Below are 19,846 nucleotides of genomic sequence, written 5' to 3' on the forward strand. Positions count from 1 at the left end.
GGCACCGCCGACCTGCGTCCCGCCACGTCCGGCGGCCTGTCGCGTCCGGCGGCCTGGGCCCGCCGCGTCCGGTGGCGGGCTGGCCGAATACGCGATCAGTCCCGGCGGGTGGCCCGGTTCACCCGGGACCGCAGCGCCCGGCGGGCGATCGGTCCGAGGTCGTCGACGATCTCGATGAGCACGGCGAGCTGGTCGAGCGCCGACATCGCCTGCTGCGCGGCCGACCGGTCCACCCCGTCATAGAGTTCCAACCCGACGAACGCGGCGCAGACGGCTCGGGCCAGGCCGGGCACGTCCGCGATCTCGGCGAACGGTGAACCGGCGAGCAGCCGGCGCAGGACCGACTCGATCTCGTCCACCCAGAGCTGGAGCGCGGCGGCGGTGGGCGCGGCGAGCCGCTCGTCGGTCTGCGCCCCGGCCAGCAGCTGGGCCAGGAAGGAGACGTTGCCCAGCTTGCGTTCCTGCTCGTGCAGCTCCTGCCCGACGACGAGCAGTTCCCGCAGTGAGCCGACCTCGGCCAGCCGGGTCGACCAGTGCCCGAGCCGGTCGGCCGTGCTGGCCCGGCAGGCCGCGGTGAGCAGGTCGTCGACCGTGCCGAAGTGATAGAAGACCAGCGCCTGGTTCACCCCGGCGGCGGCGGCGATGGTGCGGGCGGACACGCCGGCGATGCCGTGCGTACGGATGGCGGTGATGGCACCGTCCAGGAGGCGTTGCTTGGTGCCGGACATCGTCCTCCTCGTGGGCCTGCCGGGTGCGGCGGTGTGATCATCGCATCGGTCACCAGCTGCGCCAGCCAGGTGACCCCGGGCAGCCGCAGGGTCCAGCCGACCACGGCCCAGCCGAGATGAAGGTGCACGAGTGCGCGGGCGACGGCGGCCACCCCCCGTTCCGATCGACCGTCGCCGTCCACGTACTCCGCCCGCCACAGCACCTCTGCGGCTGCGGTGGCGGGACGTATCCGCAGGCCCACCGGGCGGCGGCGGGCAAGGAAGCGCCAGGTCGCGGCGCACGGACCGCAGGCGTCGTCGAGCAACAGGACCGCCGCCGGCCCCGCGTGGTACGGCCGCCGACGCGGCCACCAGTCCCGCACCTGCCGTCGGTACGCGCGCCAGGCATCCCCGTACCTGCCGGCCAGGTCGTGCTCCTCGTGCGGTCGGGCCACCGCCACGCTGAAGGCGACCGCCACCACCGCGGCCAGCAGCAACGCGGAACTTCGGGTGAGCCCGGCGGTGAGCAGCACCAGGGCCACGGCGCCGGCCTGCATCGGGTTGGCCAGATAGGCGTACGGCCCGGTGGTGACCAGCCGCACGGGCGGATCCCACGGGTACGGCGTGCCGCCACCGTGGGTGACGAACTCGCGGACCGCGGCGAGTGCCGGGGCGGCCACCACCAGCGCCACCTGGGCGAGGAGCAGCAGGACGGCCCGGGGCAGCCCGGTGGCCGCCGTCCACGAACCGTCGCCGACCTCGAAGGCCAGGCTGGGGACGAGCCACAGCAGCAGTGCGGTGAAGACCCCGGTCTGGAGCAGCGTGCGCGCCGCCAGGTGCCGCCGGTCGGCACACCAACGACCGAGCAGTTGCGCCGGCAGGGCCACCACGAGCAGCCCGACCAGTTCCCCGACCAGCCAGTTCGGGCCGAGCCTGACCAGCGGGTGCAGCACGGGCATGGCCACCGCGTCGACCCAGAGCAGCAGGCCCAGCGTCACCGGCAGCGGCAGTGTCCGGCGCAGCAGCACCGGCAGCGGACCCCAGAGCGCGGCCCAGCCGATCCAGAGGTCGACCGGCATGCACCGGTAGCTTCCCCGCACCGGGGCGAACGTGTACCAACCGGTGTGCCGGGCCACCTCGTCGAGGGCGGCGATGCCGATGGCGGTGGCGAGGAAGGCCAGCAGCGCCGCCGCCCGACCGGCGCGGCTCCGGTCGATCCGGCCGGCGGCGAGCACGGCCAGCAACGGCACCGCCAGGCTGAGGTAACGGGCGGCGATCATCGCAGCGTCATCATGTCCAGCAGGTGCCCCACCCCCGCACCGAGCAGGACCTGCTGCAGCGGCCCGAAGTACCAGGAGGGGTCGAGCCCTCTGGTGTAGTCCACCCGGATGCGCACCTCGGTGTGCCGCTCGTCGACGGCCCGCCAGCTCAGCTCGGCGTGCCGCCACCGGAACCAGCGCCCGGTGATCGAGCTGTCCTCGACGAACCGGAACCCCACCCGCTGCGCGGCCACCGTCTCCACCTCGGCGAGCAGGTGACCGCCGGGGCCGTGCGCGCTGCCGTGGTAGCCGAACATCCACCGGTCACCCGGGTCGAGCCCGTCCCCACTCACCTGGCCGGGCGTGGGCACCCCGAGCAGCCGCAGCGGCACCGAGCGGACCGGCACGGGGCGGGGACCGGCGGCGAGCCGGGCGGCCACCTGGTCGGCCGGGAGGGCCACCACCCGTACCACCTCGACGGACTGGTCAGGCGCCAGCCGTGGGGCCAGTCCGCTGCCCTCCAGCCCCGGCAGGAGCAGCAGCGGCACCGCGAGGACGGCGTACGAGCGGGAGGCGTCGCGCAGTGCGCGGATCAGGGCGGTGGTCCCGTGGGACACCGCGTAGACCAGGGGGGCTGCGAGGATGACGCAGATCGCCCCCTCGTGCAGCGCGACCGCCGCCAGCAGCAGGGCGACCGTGGTGGTCACGAAGACCCGGCCGTGCGCGGTGCGGCCGGGCAGCAGGGCGAGAGCGGCGGCGAGGGTCGTCGGGAGCGCCACGAAGAGCAGGGCGCTGTCGGCTCGTCCACCGCGCACGGTGGCGACGAAGACCACCAGTCCGAAGGCCGATATCAGGCCGGCGAGCACCCAGTTCGCGGCGGTCCGTCGGGGCGGTCGATCCTGCTCGGTCATCCGTGCCTCCTGATTTGAGCGGGTGCTCAAAACCGAGCATAGGTGCATTTGAGCGACCGCTCAAATGCGGGTTCCGTGGGGGCCGTGACCTGGTTCGTGAGGTCGTCCGACCGGGTGCGGCTGTCGCCCCTGCGTCATCCGGCAGGGGTGGTGCAGGTCAAGGGCGGCGGGGGTCGTTCAGGCGGCCTGGCCGGCAGGGGCTGGTCGGGCGGCCTGGCCGGCGGGGTCGGTCAGGCGACCTGGACGGCGCGGGTGCGGCGGTGCCGGCCGTACCAGGCGATGCCGATCGCCACCCCGACGCCGACACCCAGGGCGGCAGCGGCCACCGGGACCGCCGGGCGCTCCCGCAGCCGCCGGCCCAGCGGGATCGGGTGCCGGAACTCCAGCACCGGCCAGGCGTTCTCCACCGCGAGCCGGCGCAGCGCCCGGTCCGGGTTGACCACGCTCGGGTGGCCGACGCACTCCAACAACGGCCGATCACTGTACGAGTCGGAGTAGGCGTACGAGTCGGCCAGGTCGTACCCCCGGGCGGCGGCCAGCTCGTTGACCGCCTCGACCTTGCTCGGGCCGGCCGCGTAGAACTCCACCTCGCCGCTGTAGCGGCCGTCCTGCACGCTCATCCGGGTGGCGATCACGTCGGTCACCCCGAGCAGCGCGCCGATCGGGCGGACCATCTCCTCACCGGAGGCGGAGACCAGCACGACGTCCCGGCCGGCCGCCTGGTGCTCGCCGATCAGCACGGCGGCTTCGGCGTACACGTAGGGGTTGATCAGCTCGTGGAGCGTCTCCGCGACGATCTGGCGGACCTGTTCCACCCGCCAGCCCTTGCAGAGCGCGGCGAGATAGTCCCTGGTCCTGGCCATGGTCTGCTCGTCGGTGCCGCCCAGCCGGAACATCAGCTGCGCGTACGCCGACTTCACGACATCCCGTCGGGTGATCAGCCCGTCCCGGTAGAACGGCCGACCGAATGCCAAGGCGCTCGACTTGGCGATGACGGTCTTGTCCAGATCGAAGAAAGCGGCACTTCGGCCCACGGCGCGCAAGTCTAGTCCGATGGTCTAGGGTCGGCGGGTGCCACGGGGCCAAACCCCACCCGACCTGCGGGAGCACTTCCACCACGAATGCTCAACGTGATCGCGGTCACACGCTGCGGTCATAATTTCGCAGGGAGTGGGGTCAACACCACTCGACGTGAACAGTCCGCTCGGGCAGACTTGTCCGCACGACGACAGCTACGTCCCGGAAAGCTCACAGACCCTCGGCGGTCGCACCCCCCGTGACCGCCGGGTCGGTTCGGCTCAACCCCCCCCCCGGAGCCGAACCTCCCGACGACCCCCGTCTCCCCCCGACGGGGGTCGTCCCTTTCCCGGGGGTAGGCGCGACCGCAGGTCACAGGTCGTCTTCCTCCCCGTCGAGAGGGTCCGGAGACGCCGTTTCCCCGGCCGGAGGCAGCAGGAAGGCAGCAGAGCCGTCGAACGACTCCAGGACGCGCGCCGCGTAGTCGTCCGGGGTGTGGGTGTAGCGGTTGAGCGTCGTCGACGCCTGCTCATGGCCCATGACCCGCTGCACCAGGTTGATCGGGACACCGTCGGTCACCAGCCACGTTGCGTAGGCGTGCCGCAGGTCGTGGAAGCGCATCCCGCCGGCGGACCTGGCCGCCACACAGGCGACGGCTTCCCGCTCGGTGGTGAACTCGGCTGACCACTCGACGCCTTCCTGATCGGTCCAGACCGCGCGGTACCGGTGCGGGCCGGTGGCGACGACCTGGCCGAGCAGGCCGGCGCGGACCAGTGACGGCAGCCAGACCCGACGCCGGAAGTTCGACCGTCGCAGCGGGCGGCCCACCCGGTCGCGGAAGACCAGGGTGCGCGGGTCCGGGTCGTCGTCGGCGGCGGCGCGCAGGTCACGGAGCGCGGCGAGCAGGAAGCCCGGTAGCGGCACGGTCCGGACCCCGGCGCGACTCTTCGGGTACGGACGCAGCACGATCCCGCCGTGGGTCTCCTCGGCCACCTGGACCACGCGCAGCGATGCCCGGTCGAGGTCGACCGATGACCACGTCAGCCCGGCGCACTCCCCCCAGCGCAGCCCGGTCCCGGCGGCGGTGGAGACGATCGCCCGGTGGCGGGGTGGCACGGCGGGCAGCAGCCGCCCGAGGAAGTCTTCCCGGCTGATCGTGACCGGCTTGACGTCGCGGGACCGGTCGCGTGGCAGCTTCACGCCCTCGGCCGGGTTGGTGGCGATCAGCCGAGCCTGAACGGCGGTCCGGAGGATCATCGAGAGGAGCTGATAGCACTTGGCCACTGTGGAAGGTGCGAGGACCCGACCGAGGCCCGTCACCCACTCCTGCACCGACATGAAGTCGACCTTCCCGAGCGGCCAGTCACCCCACTTCGGCAGGAGGTGCGTGCGGAGCATGGAGACGGTCCGCTCGGTGGTGCGCGCCTCGACGGTCCGGGTGGCGAGCCACTGCTGAGCGAAGTCGCCGAAGCGGGTACGGCCGGCATGCGGGTTGACGTAGATGCCCCGGTTGAGGCTCCCTTCGACCTCGGTGAGGTAGACGCTGGCCTCTCGCTTGGTGCGGAAGCTCTTGGACTTCTGCCCGCCGGCAGGATCACGCCAGCAGGCGCGGTAGGTGCCGGCCGGAGTCTTGCGGACGAAGCCCATCAGCGCCTCCGCCCGTGCTCGGTGCCGGTGGCGGCAGTCGGTTCCTCGGTGACGCCGTCGAGCCAGGCGTGGAACCGGGTGCGGGGAATCAGCCAGCGGCCACCCAGGCGGGTCGCCGGGATCGTGCCGTCCCGAACGAGGGCGTACGTACTGCCCAGCGAGATGCCCAGCAGCTTGGCGACTTCCCGGACGGTGTAGGTGACCGGCCCCACGATGGTCGCCCCGGTACGCGGGACGAGCCGGACGACGGGACTCGGACGGGCGGTGGTGCTCATGACGGATGACCTCCCCAGGTCTGTCGGGATCGGGCAGCAGCCGGCGCGATGCCGGCCGGGGTGGTGCCGAGTTCGTGGGCGAGTTCTTCGCGGCCGGCGGCTTGTCGCTCCCGGGCCATGGCGGCGGCAGTGTTGGCGAGGAGGGCGTCTCCGGTGGTGTGCCAGCCGACGCCGGCGAAGGTGAGGATGCCGACGATCAGGGTGGTGTCGTGCTCGTCGACGAGCTGGCCGCCGGCGGCTGGATGCGCGTGGTCCTGGTCCTCACGCTGCCGGTGGTGGCGGCGGGTGTCGCGCAGGAGTTGGAAGGTGACGGAGTACCGCCGGGCTTTGGTGAGGAAGTGGCCGCCGAAGCCGAGCATGTGCGCCCAGCGGCGCAGGCGGGCGTACGGGTTGGGGTTGGCCGGTCGCGTCGATTCGGTGTCAAGGCTGGCTTGACGGTGGGCGACGCAGGCGGGGCAGGCCGGGTATCGGGTGTGGGTGCCGCAGTCGGGGCATTCCCAGCGGTCGACGAAGCCGGGCCGGGGTCGGTGGTCGCGGGGCCGTTGCGAGAGGGGGACCGGGGTGCTGGTGGGTCGGCCGATGCGCCAGCAGGCGTCGATGAGGCGGGCGGTGTGGTCGCCGTCGGGGTCGGCGTGGTCGCCGATGGTGTCGGCGGTGAGCCTGACGGAGCGGTGCCCGGTTACCTCGGTGCTCTTGGTGGCGTACTTGGCAAGGTAGCCGGCGACCATGCTGTCGGTGACCTCACCGTGGCCGTTCAGCGTGATGGGTCGGATGTCGAGCTGGTCGCCCCAGGTGATCGGCCAGCCGTCGGGTCGGTCGGGGTGGGCGGGGGTGGCGAACGCGACCTGCGCGGCGGCGTGCCGGAGCGCGTCGACGAGGTCGGCGGTGGTGAAGGCGGCCGGTGGTGGGACGACGGCGGCGGGGTCGGTGGGGTCGACGCCGTCGAGGCGCACCAGGGCGTGGAAGTGGACCGCGCCGCGTGCCTGGAACTCGGCGGCCTTGCCGTGGGACAGCCGCACGGGTGGGACGGTGCGGGTGTTGCCGGAGGCGGTGACGACCCGGACGCGGGGGATGCCGCGGCGGCGGGCGAGTTTGGCGAGGTGCCGTTCCGCGGCTTGCTTGGTGCGGTGCCACAACTCGCCGGAGAACAGGTTCCAGACGGCCTGGTGGTCGTGGTCGTAGCAGTCCAGGCACAGCGGCTGACCGAGCGCGGCGTCACCGGGTTCGTGCCTGGCCCAGCATGCGGTGGGGCGGCCGTGGGGGCAGCGGCTGGCGGTGGGGTCGGTGGCGCGTCGGGCGTGGCAGGGGTCGGGTCGGCAGTCGCAGCGTTTGCGGTTCCGGCAGGTGTGTTTGCGGACCGCCCGGACGTGGACCGGTCCGAAGGACGGGGCGGTGAAGGTGGGGAACACGGCCGGGTGTTGGGCGACGGTGTCGGGTACGCCTTTGCCGCCGATGAGGCCGGCGCGGAGGACCTGAAAGGCGTCGCGTTGGTAGGTGTGGGCGCAGGAGGGGCAGACGGTGGAGCGTCGGTTGCCGCAGGCGGTGTAGATGACCGAGTCGGGCATGGCGTCGGTGTGCCGCTGGTCGACGACCCGGCCGGTCGAGGCGTCGACGGTGAGGAGTTGGCCGGCGAGGCGGATGGGTCGGGTGCAGCCGGCGGCGGCGCGGACGTGGTCGATCCAGCCGAAGTAGTCGGGTCGGGTGGCGCGTTCGAAGGCGGAGCCGGCGGCGGTGTAGCCGTAGACGGGTGGGATGGTGTCGGCGTTCGAGCCCACCCCCCGGGCCGAAGCGCGGGGGGGTGAGGTCCAGCGTCGAGGCCATCAAGCCGCAGTCCCGTCGTTGGGGGTGCGGGTGGTGATGGTGCGTTCGGTGACGATGACCCGGCAGGCGCCGCATTGACGCTTGGTCGGTTCGTGCCGGTGGCAGGGGATGAGCGCGGTCTGTTCGCCGCAGCGGACGGTGACCGGTGCCCGGCAGGGACCGCCGGGGATGACGTCGACGACGGTGCGTCGGATGTCGTAGGGGTGCCCGTCGGGGTTGGCGGGACAGGTGTGGGTGACGTGTTCGATGTCGACGATGACGATGGTCATCGGGCACCACCGGCCAGGGTGGTGAGGAGCTGCCCGGCGACGGCCGGGGTGACGTCGAGCCGATCGGCCAGTTCGCCCGGGGTGATGGGTGCTCCGGTGTTCTGCTCGTGCTGGACGGCGGCGAAGCGGGCCATGGGCAGCAGGTGGGTAGGGACGTCGACCGGCTCCGGTGCCGGCGTGGTGGCGGGTTGTGGCGCGACAGCCGCAACGGTGACGGGCTCCGGCGCGGTCGCCGGGAGGGGTTCCGGGTCGGTGGTGATGGCGGCCGGCGGTGCCGGCTCGGTGGTGACCTGCTCGGCCACCTGGACGTGGATGGGTTCGGCAGGCTTGGCGGCCGGCGGGGTGGGGTTGTCGCCCTTAACGGGGGCGAGGACGAGTTTCACCAGGGCCATGAAGGCCAGGGCGGGTACGGCGGACAGGAGCCATCCGGACAGGCCGGGTTTGGCGACGGCGAGTTGCGCGGCGAGGGAGAGGCCGGCGGCGGCGATGAGGAGGAACAGCGGGTAGCCGATGGAAGCGCCGATTCGGCGGCGGCGTCGGATGGTGAGCAGGCAGGCGATGGGGACGAGTTCGGAGATGACGGCGTTGGCCCAGCCGAACCATTGCCCGGTGCCGGTGGGGGAGTTGGCGAGGGTCCAGTCTTTGACGTGGGTGAACGAGGCGGCTCCGGCGAAGCCGGCGACGGCGATGAGGATGAGGACCAGGACGACGCCCTCGATGCGGGTACCGGTGGGTTGACGGTTCATCGCACACCGCCCATGTAGGCCATGGCGATGCCGATGAGCAGGATGACGGCGAAGGTGATCAGGACGCCCATCAGTGGCCTCCGTGGCAGTCGAGGCAGCAGCCGTAGCGGCGGGGGATGTAGTAGGGCTGGATCAGGCCGCAGACGGTGCAGGTGCGGCGGGCGCGGAGCGCTTTGGTGATGGCCTCCCGCTGGGCGGGGGTGGCGGTCCGCTTCGGCTTGGCGAGGTCGAGGCGGTAGAGGTAGGCGACGCGCTTACCGCGACGCCAGAGGATCTGGGAGACGGGTTCCTGCCCGCCGGGTCGGAGGCCGGCGGCGCGCAGTTGCCGTCGGGTGGCAAGGCCGTCGGGGGCCATCCGGTACGGGTAGGTGGGCATGCCGTAGCGGCTGCCGGTCGGGTCGTAGTAGGCGGTCACGGCCGGTCTCCCCAGCGCTGCTGGGCGGCTTGGCGGGAGATGCCGAGCCGGGCGCCGATCTCGGCCCAGGAGTAGCCGAAGGCCCGCAGGCCGACGACGGCGTCAACGATGGCCCGGTCGAGGTCGGCGGAGAGGGCGACGAGGTCGCGGAGTGCTTCGACATCGCCGGTGGCGACGCGGCGGCCGTGGGCGCGAATGATGCGCCGGGTGAAGGCGGCGAACTGGTCGTTCTCGACGACCTCCCGACGCTTCTGAGCCGGGACGGATGGCGTCAAGGACTTCTTGACGGTGCTCACCGGTTCTCACCCCCGGCGGTGTGGAGGCGGTCCCACTCGGTGGCGGCGGCCTCAAGGGCGGTGATGACCTGCTCGGCGGTGCGGGTCGGGTCGTCGTTCCAGGAGTAGGGGGAGGTGTGTTCGTCGAGGAGGTAGCCGTCCTCGTCGATGAAGAACACGGGCGCGGTGGCGTCGAGGTAGACGGTCAGGATTCCGACGGTCTGGCGGAAGGTGACCTGGGTATCGGGGTCGAGGCCGTAGAAGTGCTCGACCCGGTGGCCGGCGCAGGCCATGCCGATAGCCCCGACAGCGCAGGCCGGCGGGGTCAGGGTGCCGGGGTCGGTGCTGTAGTAGGTGCCCTGGTGCCAGCCGTGCCGGCGCAGGTAGAGGGCAGCCATCCGGAGCAGGTCAGCAGGAGTGACCATTCCGGTGGTGGGTGGAGTTTGGGTAGCCTTCACGGCAGCCACGTCCTTTCAGAAGGGCTTGGTGGGAGGTCGGCGGAACCGGTCTGCTTTCCAGGGCTTGAGCCGGTTCCGTCGGCCGTTCAGTTGGTGCGTAGCCGCAGGTGGCGGCGGAATCGGGTGGGGTCGTCGGGCAGCGGTACGGGCGCGGAGGCGAAGACGAGAAGCCCGCGATCGGTGGCCAGCTCCAGGAGCGTGGCGAGTTCGGCGGGTGTGCCGACGACGAAGCGGTTGACGTAGCGGGTGGTCGGTCGCGGGATCCGACGTGCGTGGATGCGCTGTAGCAGGCTCATGCGGCGGTCCCCCAGTCGAGTCGGGTTCCGGTGGGTGCGGATAAGCGGGTGGGGCGACGGGTCCAGGCGGCGTAGTCGGCGATGCCGGCGATCTGGGCGTCATCGAGGTAGGCCACCTTGATCCGGCGGGGCGTGCCGCCCTCGGCGATGAGGTACGCCGCGCCCTGGTTGGTGGGGGCGATGTCGGTGGCGGTGTAGCCCTGCTCGGCCCAGCCGTGACCGAGGACGATGTTCGAGCTGTTGGGGGTGGTGCAGCGAAACGCGGCGCGGTAGCCGAACAGGTCCCGCAGGCTGGTGGGGATGATGTCGAACGACGGCCGCTGAGTCGCGGCGATGACGGGGATGCCGGCGGCACGTCCCCGGGCGACCAGGTCGCGGAGCAGGGCGACGAACTCTTCCTGCTCCTGCTTGCTGCCGATGGTGGCGGAGTAGAAGGCGATCTCGTCAACGAGGACGGTGATGACGGAGAGCCCGTCCAGGGCGGTGACCTTGCGACGCCCGTGGGCGCGGAGCCAGGCGTAGCGGTTGTTCATCACCGTTTGCAGGCGTCGCAGGACGTCGAGGGCGGTGGTGATGTCGGGGCCGATGAACGCGTCGGCGCAGTCCTCCCACTGCCCCAGCTCGACGAGCTTGCCGTCCAGCAGCACAAGGCGGGAGTCGACGGAGAGCGCGGCGTGAGCGGCGATGGTGTTGAGGAGGCCGGACTTGCCTCCGCCGGGTTCGCCTCCGGCGAGAAGGTTGCGGTAGGCAAGGGTGATGTAGACGTGTTGGCCGAACTCGTCGATGCCGATGAAGATCGGGTCGAACATCGACAGGCCAGGCCCCACCGGAATGCCGGCGGTCGGGGCGGATGCCGTAGCCATGGGTGCCCTCCTTGGGCGTTGGTGGGCGCGGGAAGCCACACGAAGGAGCCCGTAGGGCTCCCCGCGTCCGGGTTGGGAAGGGGTGGGATCAGAGCCAGTCGGAGAGGTCGTCGGGGTCCGACGACGGCGCGGGGGCCGGCTTGCTGCCGTTGGCCGACGTGGCGGCCTGCTTCTTGGGCTGGACGGGCAGGGTGATGGTGGGGGCCTGGACGTCGGGCAGGTCCAGGGCGGTGGGGATGACCGGCGTCGGCCGGTCGCTGGCCGGGGCGGCGGGGTCGATGACGTCGGCCAGCGGGGACGTGACGGTTGCGGTGAGCACCTCGCGGCGCTTGATGTCGAACCGCAGGTACGCGGCGTTGCTGTCGGCGGCCCGTTCGACCAGGACGGATGAGGCGTGGCAGGTCACGGCGATCTTGTCGAGGCGGCCTTCCAGGTCCGCCAGGGACAGACCGGGCCGCAGGTAGACCCAGACCCGTTCGCCGACCGGGGTCGGCGTGGCCCACAGGATCAGCGGGAGGGAGCCCGACTGGTTGGCGATGATGAACTGCGCGAAGCACACCCGCAGCCGGTGGCGCACGATCAGGCACCACACCCAGGCGACAACCAGACGCCGGAGGACAGGAACAGCGGCCGGAACGCCGAGAACGACGGCGACGACAGCCAGAGTGACCAGGGTCGGAGTGTGCGTAGCGAGCTGCACCCAGCCCGTGAGCAGCAGCACCGCCAGGACGATTTCCGGGGTCCACCACCACAGCAGCCGCAGGACCGGCCAGATGCGGACCAGCAGCCAGGACAGCGCGCCACACGGGACGCTGACGGCCGCGCCTATGAACAGCGCGATGATCGGGTGTACGTAGGCAGCGGCCACCACGGCAGCGAGTACGCCGATGATGACCGCAGTGAGGATGAACGCCATGCGGGCGTTCCGGGCTGACGACCGGTGAACCTTGGCCTCGATGACCGTCACGGTTCCGGTTGACTTCCGCCCGAACGAGCGGCGAGGGCTAGACTTGGACATAACACGTCCTCCCAAGCGATTGGGCTGGATGGGTTGGAGAGCACGGGGTCGGCAGGTGTAGGAGCCAGTACCGGCCCCGCGCTCGAAATCACTCAGGCCGCCGCAACAGCCGATGGGCTCAGATGCAGGCGATGAGCAGTGCGGACACCCACAGGCAAGCCGCGTGCAGGGACTGATCCGCCAGGTACATGCCGCAGATCGGGGATTGACGGTCGGCGAAGTCCGCGCTTCCGGTGTGAATGAGCAGCCACCGCACCGGCCAACGCCGGTCGAGGATGGCGTGCGAGACGGCAGAGAAGCCGACACCGGCAGCGAGCCCGACAACCGTGACGGGCAGGTCGAGCGCGACGATGGCGGTGGTCAACATGACCACCACCACGAGGTGATAGGCCACGATGTGGCCCAGCAGATGACGCCAGCCGTCCCAGCCGGGAGCGGCCTTGTGGGCGGCCTGCTTGTCGGACTGACCGAAGACGTGGTCGGCCACCTGGTGGCCGGCGTAGAAGGTCGCCGCGACAACGGCGAACACGATGGCGGAAACGAGCATGACAACCACTCCCAACGACAATGGGCAGACGGGTTGGATGGCAGGCGGGGCCGGCAGGTGTAGGAGCCAGTACCGACCCCGCGCCATATCGAGAGGGCAACCGCAGGTTGCCGAGGGCCGGGAGAGTAGGAGCCAGAAACGCTCCCGGAACCTTGGGCGGATCAGATCAGCGGACCGTCAGGCCGCTTCGTGCGAAGACACCAGAGGCTCACACAGCACGGTGAGCGAAGAACCTCACTTGGCCGCCGAGGCACCAGCCTTCGGCTTCAGCGAGATGGCACGGAACGCGACGCCGTTACGCCCGTTGGTCGCCCACGGAATGGCCTCCAACTGCTCGACAGCGACGAGCTGTCCCACCGTCACGCCCGGCTTCTCTCCCGCCGTGGTGATGGTGATGATCTCGCCACCGGTCTCGTCGAGCACGAAGACCTGGGTGGACCACATGAGCCGGCCAGTGTTCTTCTCCGACCGCTGGTTGCCGTTCTGGTCGTTCTTCGGCTCCGGGTCCCTCGTCACCTGAACCTGCTTGCTCTGGGTGTCCACGTACAGCTTCACAACAAACCTCCTGTGTCTCGGGCCAGGTAGTGAGCTTGTCCCCGGTGGACTTTCTGCTCTTGGCCTCTGCGGTAAAGACTCCCGGAAAGCGGGGGACACCCCATCCGATGGGCTGGACGACTATGGGACGTCTCGGCTACCTTGTAGTCGTCCTAAAGTCGTCCCTTGAGGAGTGTCCGATGCCGAACGACCGGCTACGCGATGCCATCCTGCGCAACGGCCTGACGCCCGTCGCCGTGGCGGAGCGGATCGGGGTCGACGCGAAGACCGTGGAACGCTGGATCACCCAGAATCGGACGCCGTACCCGCGTCATCGGCACGCCATCGCGGCGATGGTGCGGGAAGACGTCCCGTATCTCTGGCCGGAGGCAGTGACCCCGGAAAGGGCATCGAAGATCGGGCAGAGCGAAATGGTCCAGCTCTACTCGCGGCGATCCTCGGTGCCGAACGACCTGTGGCGACGACTGATCGAACGGGCCGAGCAGCGCATCGACGTACTGGCCTATGCCGGCCTGTTCCTCGTGGAGCAGGACCCGATGCTTGTCGACGTCCTGCGTCAAAAGGGCCTTGACGGCGTAACGGTGAACATTCTGCTCGGTGATCCGACCAGCGCCGCGATCGAGCGAAGGAGCGTCGAGGAGGGTACCCCCGGCGTGATGGCCGCAAAGATCCGCCAGGTTCAGGGGTACTACAAGCGGCTTGAGGATGCGCCCGGGGTGAACGTGCTCTACCACGACACGACCCTCTATAACTCGATCTACCGCTTCGATGACGAAATGCTGGTCAACATGCACGTTCTCGGTTTCCCGGCACCACACGCGCCCGTCATGCACCTACGCAAGCTCAATGGCGGTGACCTGTTCCGCACCTACTCCGACAGCTTCGATCGAGTCGTGTTGGCCTCGAAGCGCCGGCCCGGCGACGAGGTGGCAGCCTAGAGACATGGCGAGAACCGAGCACTACCACGACCCGAACGCGCCGAAGGCCAACAGCATCGTCGTCGCCGTTTCCGTCTTCGTCCGAGACGAGCAGGCCCGGGTGCTGCTCATCCGGCGCACCGACAACGGCCTGTGGTCCCTGCCCGGCGGTGGTCAGGAGATCGGCGAATCGGTCGCCGAGACGGCAGTCCGGGAAACCCGCGAGGAGACCGGCATCAGCGTCGAGGTGGTCGGCATGGTCGGCGTCTACTCCGACCCCGGTCATGTCATCGAGTACTCAGACGGCGAGGTACGGCAGCAGTTCTCGCTCTGCTTCCGCGCCGTGCCGGTCAGCGGCACCCCGACCCCGAGCGACGAGTCACACGAAGTCCGGTGGGTTGCCCGCGACGAGCTGGCCGCGCTCGACATCCACCCGTCGACCCTGCTCCGCATCACCCACGGCTACGAGGAACGCCCCGAGCCCTACATCGGCTGACGGACACCGCCGGCAAGCCGCTCCTGAGTCCGCCGTACAGCGGCCACCATCTCCGGTTCCGCCCGACCGATGAACCGGGCCACCAGGTGGTCCGGCCCGTACCGTGACCGGATCTCCGCGAGCCGTTCCAACACCTCGAAGTCCTGGCCGTCCGGCCCGGTCGTCATGTCCGAGAAGCAGAGCCCATCGGTCACCGCGGTTTCCTCCCGAGGGAACTCGGCGGCCAAGACGTCACCGAGCCCACGTTCCTCCGCTTCCAGCCATGCGCAGGAGTGATGAGCCACCAAGGCGGCAATGCGCTCGTTGAACCGCTCACGGCGCAACCAGCGGCCACCGTCGAGGGAGTGAAAGCCGGTGTCGACCAGGTCAGGGCTGTAGCCCACATCATGCAGCCACGCCGACGCTACGAGCACCGCACGATCTTCGACCGGGACCGCCGCGCTGATCCGGTCCGCCTTAGCGGCCACCGCCTGGACGTGACTCCACCGACGAGGCAACGGCGTCTCCAACAGGTGTCGCGCAACTTCCCGAGCGGTATCGACGAGGTCGGCCATCCCGCCAGGGTACGGAGCGACCCGGTCCCCGCACCATCCCGTGTCCACTCACCGGCGGCCGGGGCGGCCGGCTGCCGGCAATGTGGTTCAAACTTTCTGTACGTCTTCAAGGCGGCCCTTGACGGGCCGCACGCGCCGCCGCCTGGGCGCGCGTCCGTCGCTCCGCTGGCGCTCCGACTCCGGCCACGCAACACGCCCGGCGGGCTGGCGCGGAGGGCGGGTAGCCCGGTGGGCCGCCGGATGACGACAGGCCGTTTCCTGGCGGGGTGGTGGGGCCGGCAGCCGGCCGGGCCGCGCGGCGAGCACCGCGCGGCGTAGGACAGCGCACGCGGGGTCGGTCGGCGGCTGCCGGGTGGGTGTCGGGGTTGCGGTTACTGCGCCTCCGGCGGGGGCGCTCCGGCTCCAGGATGGCCGGGGGTCCGTCGGCGGCTTGCGGTCCGTGGGTGGTTGCGGTGGGAGCCATCCCGCCTGCCGTCGACCCGGGCGAGCCGAGCAGACCACCGCCCGACCCGCCAGCGTCCGAACCTGTGTCAAGGTCCGCTTGACGTGGCGGGCCGGGCGGAGGCCCGCTCCACAGTAGTGCGGGTCGACGGCAGACGGGATGGCCGAGGGCTTCCGCGTCGGGAAAGCTATGGGCGCCGCTCTCTCTTACGTGGACTTGTGCGCGTAATACGTGGTGTGGCAGCATGTCTGTCCTAAGGCGCCAGTCGTTGGAATAGAATCCAAGGAGCGTGATCAAGTGACCATGGCGAGCGATACCGAAAGCCAGACCGCTACCAGGGACCAGCCGGCGTACGAGTCGTTTACCTACAGTCCGATCGAGCACCCAGACCTGCCTACCGCCCGTGGGGCGGCCCGCGATGAGGCTGACAGCTCATTCGGGCAGGTGTTTCCCGTGATCGTGTTCAAGCAGGGTCGCCGTACGATGCTCTCGACGAGCTTCCCGATGCGGCTGCTGGCGCGCTACATCACCCTCGATCCGGCCGTGAAGGGCGAGAGCCCGCGCGAGAAGTACAACCGGCCGCTGATGAGCGATCACGCCCGCTCGATCCGGGATTACCTGGTCGAGAACCCGGAGGACTATCTGCTGCCGTCGGTGACCCTCAACGTCACCAGCCGTCCGTCCCTGCACGTGCAGGCCGGCGGCGACGGTATTGCCCGGCTCGGCTACCTGGTCGTCACCGAGGCAACCGAGTTCCACGTGACCGATGGGCAGCACAGGATCGCCGGGTTGATTGGCTACGCTACCGGCCGCGCCAACGGCAGGGCGGCGGGCGCCTTGGACGAGGTCGATTCCCTGCGTGCCGACGCCATCAGCGTGCTCATCGTGCTCGAGCCCGATCGCTCCCGGACTCAGCAAGACTTTGCCGATGCCGCTCAGACCAAGCAGATCCCGGCCAGTCTCTTGGCGGTCTACAACACCCGCGAGCCGATCAACCAGGTGCTCGCCCGCATCACTGAGGGGAGTGACCTGCTGCGGGGCCGCATCGACGAGATGAGCAAGACGCTGCCCAAGATGAGCCAGCACATCTTCCTGCTCAACCAGGTGCGTGGCATGGTCAAGGGTCTCCTCGTCGGCGACTATGCGATGAGCGAGGACTCGCTGAGCCGTAACGCGGCCACCCGCCTAGGAAATCGTCAGCAGCGGGAGGTGTTCGTGGAGGAGACCCTGACGCTACTCAACGTCCTCACCGCGAATATGGAGCCTTGGACCGCAGTCGCGAAGATGCCCAAGAGCGGGGGGCAGAACGGCGACATCCCCCGGTTGCGCAACGAGTGGATCAACATGACCGCCACCGGTCTCAACGTCATCGGACACGTGACGTTCCAGATCAACAAGATCCCGGATCTCGCGGCCCGCATCGCACTGTACAAGCGCCTGGCAACCGACATCCCCTGGCGTCGGTCGGACGATTTCTGGACCGGCAACATCATCACCCGAGACCAAAGCCGAGGCGGTGACAGCGTTGACAAGATCAACACCACTCGGGGTCCCGTGAACCTTGCTGTTAACAAGATCTTGGTGGTGCTTGGCCTGAGGGAGCCAGAGAAGGATGTGAACGGCCAGCGCTCTGTGGCGGACGCGGGCGAGGGCATGATTGCCTAGGTCGCTCTATAGGGCGACGCCGCAGCCGACGCACCTACGTGGCTGACAGATGCCTGACGCCAGTGGCCCCGTCCGTCCGGACGGGGCCACCGCTCGTCGGGGACAAACTATTGCCCCCGGAGGCCGGACATGCCAGCAACGGACGGCGGGGTCAAGGCCACGCATGAGACGAATGCAGACGGACAGCCTGCACAGAGCTTGTAGGCGAGGCGTCCGGCAGCGGCGAGGCAGCAAGAAGGCAGCGCGAGCGTTGACGAGGGGCGGCCTCGAACGTGAACGGATGACGTCCGGTACCTGCTCATCGACGTTGGCCGCCAACAGTTGGCAGCGGCCGACAGGGCGAGACCGCATCCCCCCGACGGGGGTCGTCCCTTTCCCTGCCTACACCGCTGGCGGCTCGACCTGGACCGGCGCTGCGTCGGCCGCCAAGGGCTGGCCCGGGGCGGGGCGTAGGCACGAATGGTGCCGTTGTGCCGCGCAACTCTTCCGTCAGCGGTGAGGGCTACGAGGCGTTTGCAGACGGGGCACCGGCCCCGCTGGTGCTGCGAGCCCTGAGTCACCTTGCCTCCTCGGGTAGGTCGTTGCACGTCTTCAGTTCCACCCGCCGAGCCGCGAGGTGCCGACCGACTGCAGACCCGAGCGCAGCACTGTGGGGTTGACCCGGTTTGACGGTGGAGGCACGCCTCGGTGCGGGATCCACCTGGCGGACCGTACCGGAATCTGGAGTCGGTGTTGTCGGGACCTGTACCCGGTCGGCGCGGCGGGACGTGACGCTGCGCCAGGTCAGCCGACGTTGCGCGGGATCATTTCCTGATACCCGTTCCCGAAGGCGCTGTCAGCCGGGTTTGATGCTGGCGAGTTGGGCGAGCAGTTGCACCAGTCGGTAGACCTCGGCGAAGTCGGCGGCGTGGAAGGCGACCGTTCGGCCACCGCCGACGCGGGTCACGCCCGGCACCAGAACCGCGAGGTCGACCATGTAGGGGCCGTACAGGTCGACCTCGACGTCCAGCGGCCCGGCGATCTTCGACGGGGGAATCGACTCGCGCCGGGCGATCGCCTCGGTGGCGGCGCGGCGCAGCCGCTCCCGTGCCTCCTGCGGGTGGAGGGCCACCGCGGCGGCCTGCCCCAACGCCTGCTTGATGGCGACGGTGACCGCCGAGGGCATCAGCTCGCTGAACTCCGCACAGGCGGTGTCGTCCCCGCTGAGCAGCACGACCGGCGTGTCCAGGTGTCCCGCCATGGCGGCGTTGAGGCCGATCTCGCCGAGCGACCGCCCGGCCACCCGTACGTCGAGGATGTCGCCACTCATCGTGTGCGCCAGCACGGCGGGCCCGGCACCGGCCCGAGCGTGGTAGCCGACGAACATGACGGCATCCGTGTGCTCGTCCAGCCCCGCGAGCATGCCCAGTGGGCAGGGCTCGCCCCGTACGAGGTGAGCCCGTCGGTCGAGATCCTCCGGTAGGAGGTTCCGAAACGGTCCGTGTGCGTCAGCGACCCACACCACGGCATCGGGTTCGGCGTCGAACACACCAGCGATCACGGCGTTGACCTCGGCGGTCATCAGGGCCCGGCCGCGCTCGTAGTCGTACCGTTCGGGATTCGTCTCGGTGGGATGCACGATCCCCGAGATACCTTCCATGTCCACAGAGATCAGTACGTTCATGGGTCTGGGACGACCCTCCGCGCTCCGGCCACGATGGCCGATCGCGCGCAACGAGGGCCTGGGCTACCGCACCACCGCCCTCTTCGTACGGGATGCGGGCAGGAAACAGACCAGCGCCCGGCCCCGCTCGTCGGTGACCACCCACGGGTGTCCCACGTACGTCTGCTGCCGGTAGGACCGGTGGGCGTCGAGGACCTTGTACTGCCGCCGCTGGCCGTTGTGGTCGAGCCAGTGGACGACCACCCGTGAACTGCGGTTGTTGACGAATTCGATGTACGTCGAGGACCCGTTCGACGTGGACCGCAGCGACCGCTCCTGCGACGCCGGCAGCGGGGTCAGCTCGTCCTGTCCGGACTGGTTCGTCGGCGGCTTCGGCGAGTGTCTCGGTGGGGTGGTGGAGGGTGCGGGCCGGGGCGGGGTGGTGGTCCGGGTGGGGCGGGGTGTCGTACCGGCGTTGGGGTGGCTCGGCTGCCGGGTGGGTGCCGTGACCTGCGGTGGTTGCGCGACCGGAGCGGGCGACGCGGCGCGGGTGGAGAGCGAGACCGGTGCCGGCGAGTAGTCGTCGACCGGCGTGGGGCTCTCCAGGCCGGCGAGGTCCGGGCCGCCCACGACTCCCGAGGGGGTCACCGGGAGCGCGGTGCCGTTGCGCTTCGGCCCCGACCACAACGGCGACAGCGCGAGGGCGAGGGTGGCGACCATCCCGACCGCCACCGCGGCCAGCACCAGGGTCCGCCCGATGCCGCCGGGCTCGACGGCGTGGACGGGGGACGGCAGCGGGTCGCCCGGTGACCCGGGCGGGGAGACGTCGATCAGGTGCCGGCCGGCCGGGGGGACGAGGTACGGCGGGAGCGCCTGGTGGTGTTGGGGCTCGGGCAACCAGCCACCGATGCGCAGGGTGGGGGGTGTTTCGTCGGATGAGTCGGCCATGGCCCCGTTTCCGAGAGCGGCGGTGCCACCTTCGCGATGGCGTGCGGTGACGATTATCGACGTACGACGCGGTACGTCGTCAATCACTCGGCCGGTGTGAACA

The 19,846-nt window shown here is 70.2% G+C and carries 22 protein-coding genes and 1 pseudogene; 3 read left to right on the forward strand and 20 right to left on the reverse strand.

Annotation, left to right across the window (positions count from 1 at the left end; translation table 11 throughout):
* Positions 1-95 precede the first annotated feature (95 nt).
* The 17 genes and pseudogenes from ACIG87_RS14835 to ACIG87_RS14915 form a co-directional block, all read right to left on the reverse strand.
* Entirely contained in the window at positions 96-728 is a 633-nt protein-coding gene (locus ACIG87_RS14835; RefSeq protein WP_396851041.1) for a TetR/AcrR family transcriptional regulator, read from the reverse strand.
* On the reverse strand, positions 623-1,987 hold the full coding sequence (locus tag ACIG87_RS14840; RefSeq protein WP_396851042.1) for a methyltransferase: 1,365 nt from the start codon (positions 1,985-1,987) through the stop codon (positions 623-625). The genes ACIG87_RS14835 and ACIG87_RS14840 overlap by 106 nt, the downstream gene beginning before the upstream one ends.
* On the reverse strand, positions 1,984-2,877 hold the full coding sequence (locus tag ACIG87_RS14845; RefSeq protein WP_396851043.1) for a hypothetical protein: 894 nt from the start codon (positions 2,875-2,877) through the stop codon (positions 1,984-1,986). Before ACIG87_RS14845 ends, ACIG87_RS14840 begins: the two co-directional genes overlap by 4 nt.
* 230 nt (positions 2,878-3,107) lie before the next feature.
* Complete coding sequence (locus ACIG87_RS14850) at positions 3,108-3,920, reverse strand: HAD family hydrolase (RefSeq protein ID WP_396851044.1); 813 nt, start codon at positions 3,918-3,920, stop codon at positions 3,108-3,110.
* Positions 3,921-4,266: 346 nt separating this feature from the next.
* Positions 4,267-5,541 (reverse strand): tyrosine-type recombinase/integrase, encoded by a 1,275-nt coding sequence (locus tag ACIG87_RS14855; protein ID WP_396851045.1) that lies wholly within the window; start codon positions 5,539-5,541, stop codon positions 4,267-4,269.
* Positions 5,541-5,816 (reverse strand): helix-turn-helix domain-containing protein, encoded by a 276-nt coding sequence (locus tag ACIG87_RS14860; protein WP_396851046.1) that lies wholly within the window; start codon positions 5,814-5,816, stop codon positions 5,541-5,543. The genes ACIG87_RS14855 and ACIG87_RS14860 overlap by 1 nt, the downstream gene beginning before the upstream one ends.
* Positions 5,813-7,637, reverse strand: a pseudogene (locus tag ACIG87_RS14865) (replication initiator). The gene ACIG87_RS14860 and the pseudogene ACIG87_RS14865 overlap by 4 nt, the downstream one beginning before the upstream one ends.
* A complete protein-coding gene (locus ACIG87_RS14870; RefSeq protein ID WP_396851047.1) occupies positions 7,637-7,906 on the reverse strand; it encodes a hypothetical protein in 270 nt (89 codons plus the stop codon). Before ACIG87_RS14870 ends, ACIG87_RS14865 begins: the two are co-directional and overlap by 1 nt.
* Positions 7,903-8,652: a hypothetical protein gene (locus tag ACIG87_RS14875; RefSeq protein ID WP_396851048.1), complete on the reverse strand. Its 750-nt coding sequence runs from the start codon at positions 8,650-8,652 to the stop codon at positions 7,903-7,905. Before ACIG87_RS14875 ends, ACIG87_RS14870 begins: the two co-directional genes overlap by 4 nt.
* Before the next feature lie 70 nt (positions 8,653-8,722).
* The gene (locus ACIG87_RS14880; protein ID WP_396851104.1) at positions 8,723-9,028 is read right to left on the reverse strand and encodes an RRQRL motif-containing zinc-binding protein; all 306 of its coding nucleotides are present in this window, start codon (positions 9,026-9,028) and stop codon (positions 8,723-8,725) included.
* Positions 9,029-9,063: 35 nt separating this feature from the next.
* The gene (locus ACIG87_RS14885; RefSeq protein ID WP_396851049.1) at positions 9,064-9,363 is read right to left on the reverse strand and encodes a hypothetical protein; all 300 of its coding nucleotides are present in this window, start codon (positions 9,361-9,363) and stop codon (positions 9,064-9,066) included.
* The gene (locus tag ACIG87_RS14890) at positions 9,360-9,800 is read right to left on the reverse strand and encodes a DUF6197 family protein (RefSeq protein ID WP_396851050.1); all 441 of its coding nucleotides are present in this window, start codon (positions 9,798-9,800) and stop codon (positions 9,360-9,362) included. The genes ACIG87_RS14885 and ACIG87_RS14890 overlap by 4 nt, the downstream gene beginning before the upstream one ends.
* Before the next feature lie 86 nt (positions 9,801-9,886).
* A complete protein-coding gene (locus tag ACIG87_RS14895) occupies positions 9,887-10,096 on the reverse strand; it encodes a hypothetical protein (protein WP_396851051.1) in 210 nt (69 codons plus the stop codon).
* Complete coding sequence (locus ACIG87_RS14900) at positions 10,093-10,959, reverse strand: FtsK/SpoIIIE domain-containing protein (RefSeq protein WP_396851052.1); 867 nt, start codon at positions 10,957-10,959, stop codon at positions 10,093-10,095. Before ACIG87_RS14900 ends, ACIG87_RS14895 begins: the two co-directional genes overlap by 4 nt.
* A gap of 88 nt (positions 10,960-11,047) precedes the next feature.
* Positions 11,048-11,977, reverse strand: a complete 930-nt coding sequence (locus ACIG87_RS14905; RefSeq protein WP_396851105.1) for a hypothetical protein — start codon at positions 11,975-11,977, stop codon at positions 11,048-11,050.
* A gap of 118 nt (positions 11,978-12,095) precedes the next feature.
* Positions 12,096-12,524 (reverse strand): DUF3307 domain-containing protein, encoded by a 429-nt coding sequence (locus ACIG87_RS14910; RefSeq protein ID WP_396851053.1) that lies wholly within the window; start codon positions 12,522-12,524, stop codon positions 12,096-12,098.
* Positions 12,525-12,758: 234 nt separating this feature from the next.
* The gene (locus tag ACIG87_RS14915) at positions 12,759-13,079 is read right to left on the reverse strand and encodes a hypothetical protein (protein WP_088643449.1); all 321 of its coding nucleotides are present in this window, start codon (positions 13,077-13,079) and stop codon (positions 12,759-12,761) included.
* Positions 13,080-13,258: 179 nt separating this feature from the next.
* On the opposite strand from ACIG87_RS14915, the gene ACIG87_RS14920 reads away from it, so the two are divergent.
* Together ACIG87_RS14920 and ACIG87_RS14925 are read left to right on the forward strand one after the other, a co-directional pair.
* Complete coding sequence (locus ACIG87_RS14920; RefSeq protein ID WP_396851054.1) at positions 13,259-14,017, forward strand: XRE family transcriptional regulator; 759 nt, start codon at positions 13,259-13,261, stop codon at positions 14,015-14,017.
* Positions 14,018-14,021: 4 nt separating this feature from the next.
* On the forward strand, positions 14,022-14,492 hold the full coding sequence (locus ACIG87_RS14925; protein WP_396851055.1) for an NUDIX domain-containing protein: 471 nt from the start codon (positions 14,022-14,024) through the stop codon (positions 14,490-14,492).
* Here ACIG87_RS14925 and ACIG87_RS14930 read toward each other — a convergent pair.
* Positions 14,480-15,046, reverse strand: coding sequence for an HD domain-containing protein (locus ACIG87_RS14930; protein WP_396851056.1), 567 nt, complete (start codon positions 15,044-15,046; stop codon positions 14,480-14,482). The genes ACIG87_RS14925 and ACIG87_RS14930 overlap by 13 nt on opposite strands.
* A gap of 745 nt (positions 15,047-15,791) precedes the next feature.
* On the opposite strand from ACIG87_RS14930, the gene ACIG87_RS14935 reads away from it, so the two are divergent.
* The gene (locus ACIG87_RS14935) at positions 15,792-17,153 is read left to right on the forward strand and encodes a DNA sulfur modification protein DndB (RefSeq protein ID WP_396851106.1); all 1,362 of its coding nucleotides are present in this window, start codon (positions 15,792-15,794) and stop codon (positions 17,151-17,153) included.
* 835 nt (positions 17,154-17,988) lie between these two features.
* Here ACIG87_RS14935 and ACIG87_RS14940 read toward each other — a convergent pair.
* On the reverse strand, positions 17,989-18,816 hold the full coding sequence (locus ACIG87_RS14940) for a M55 family metallopeptidase (protein ID WP_396851057.1): 828 nt from the start codon (positions 18,814-18,816) through the stop codon (positions 17,989-17,991).
* A 63-nt stretch (positions 18,817-18,879) separates the two neighbouring features.
* Positions 18,880-19,743, reverse strand: coding sequence for a hypothetical protein (locus ACIG87_RS14945; protein ID WP_396851058.1), 864 nt, complete (start codon positions 19,741-19,743; stop codon positions 18,880-18,882).
* Positions 19,744-19,846 lie beyond the last annotated feature (103 nt).

It is taken from the genome of Micromonospora sp. NPDC051925 (assembly GCF_044548625.1).
Taxonomy (GTDB): Bacteria; Actinomycetota; Actinomycetes; order Mycobacteriales; family Micromonosporaceae; genus Micromonospora.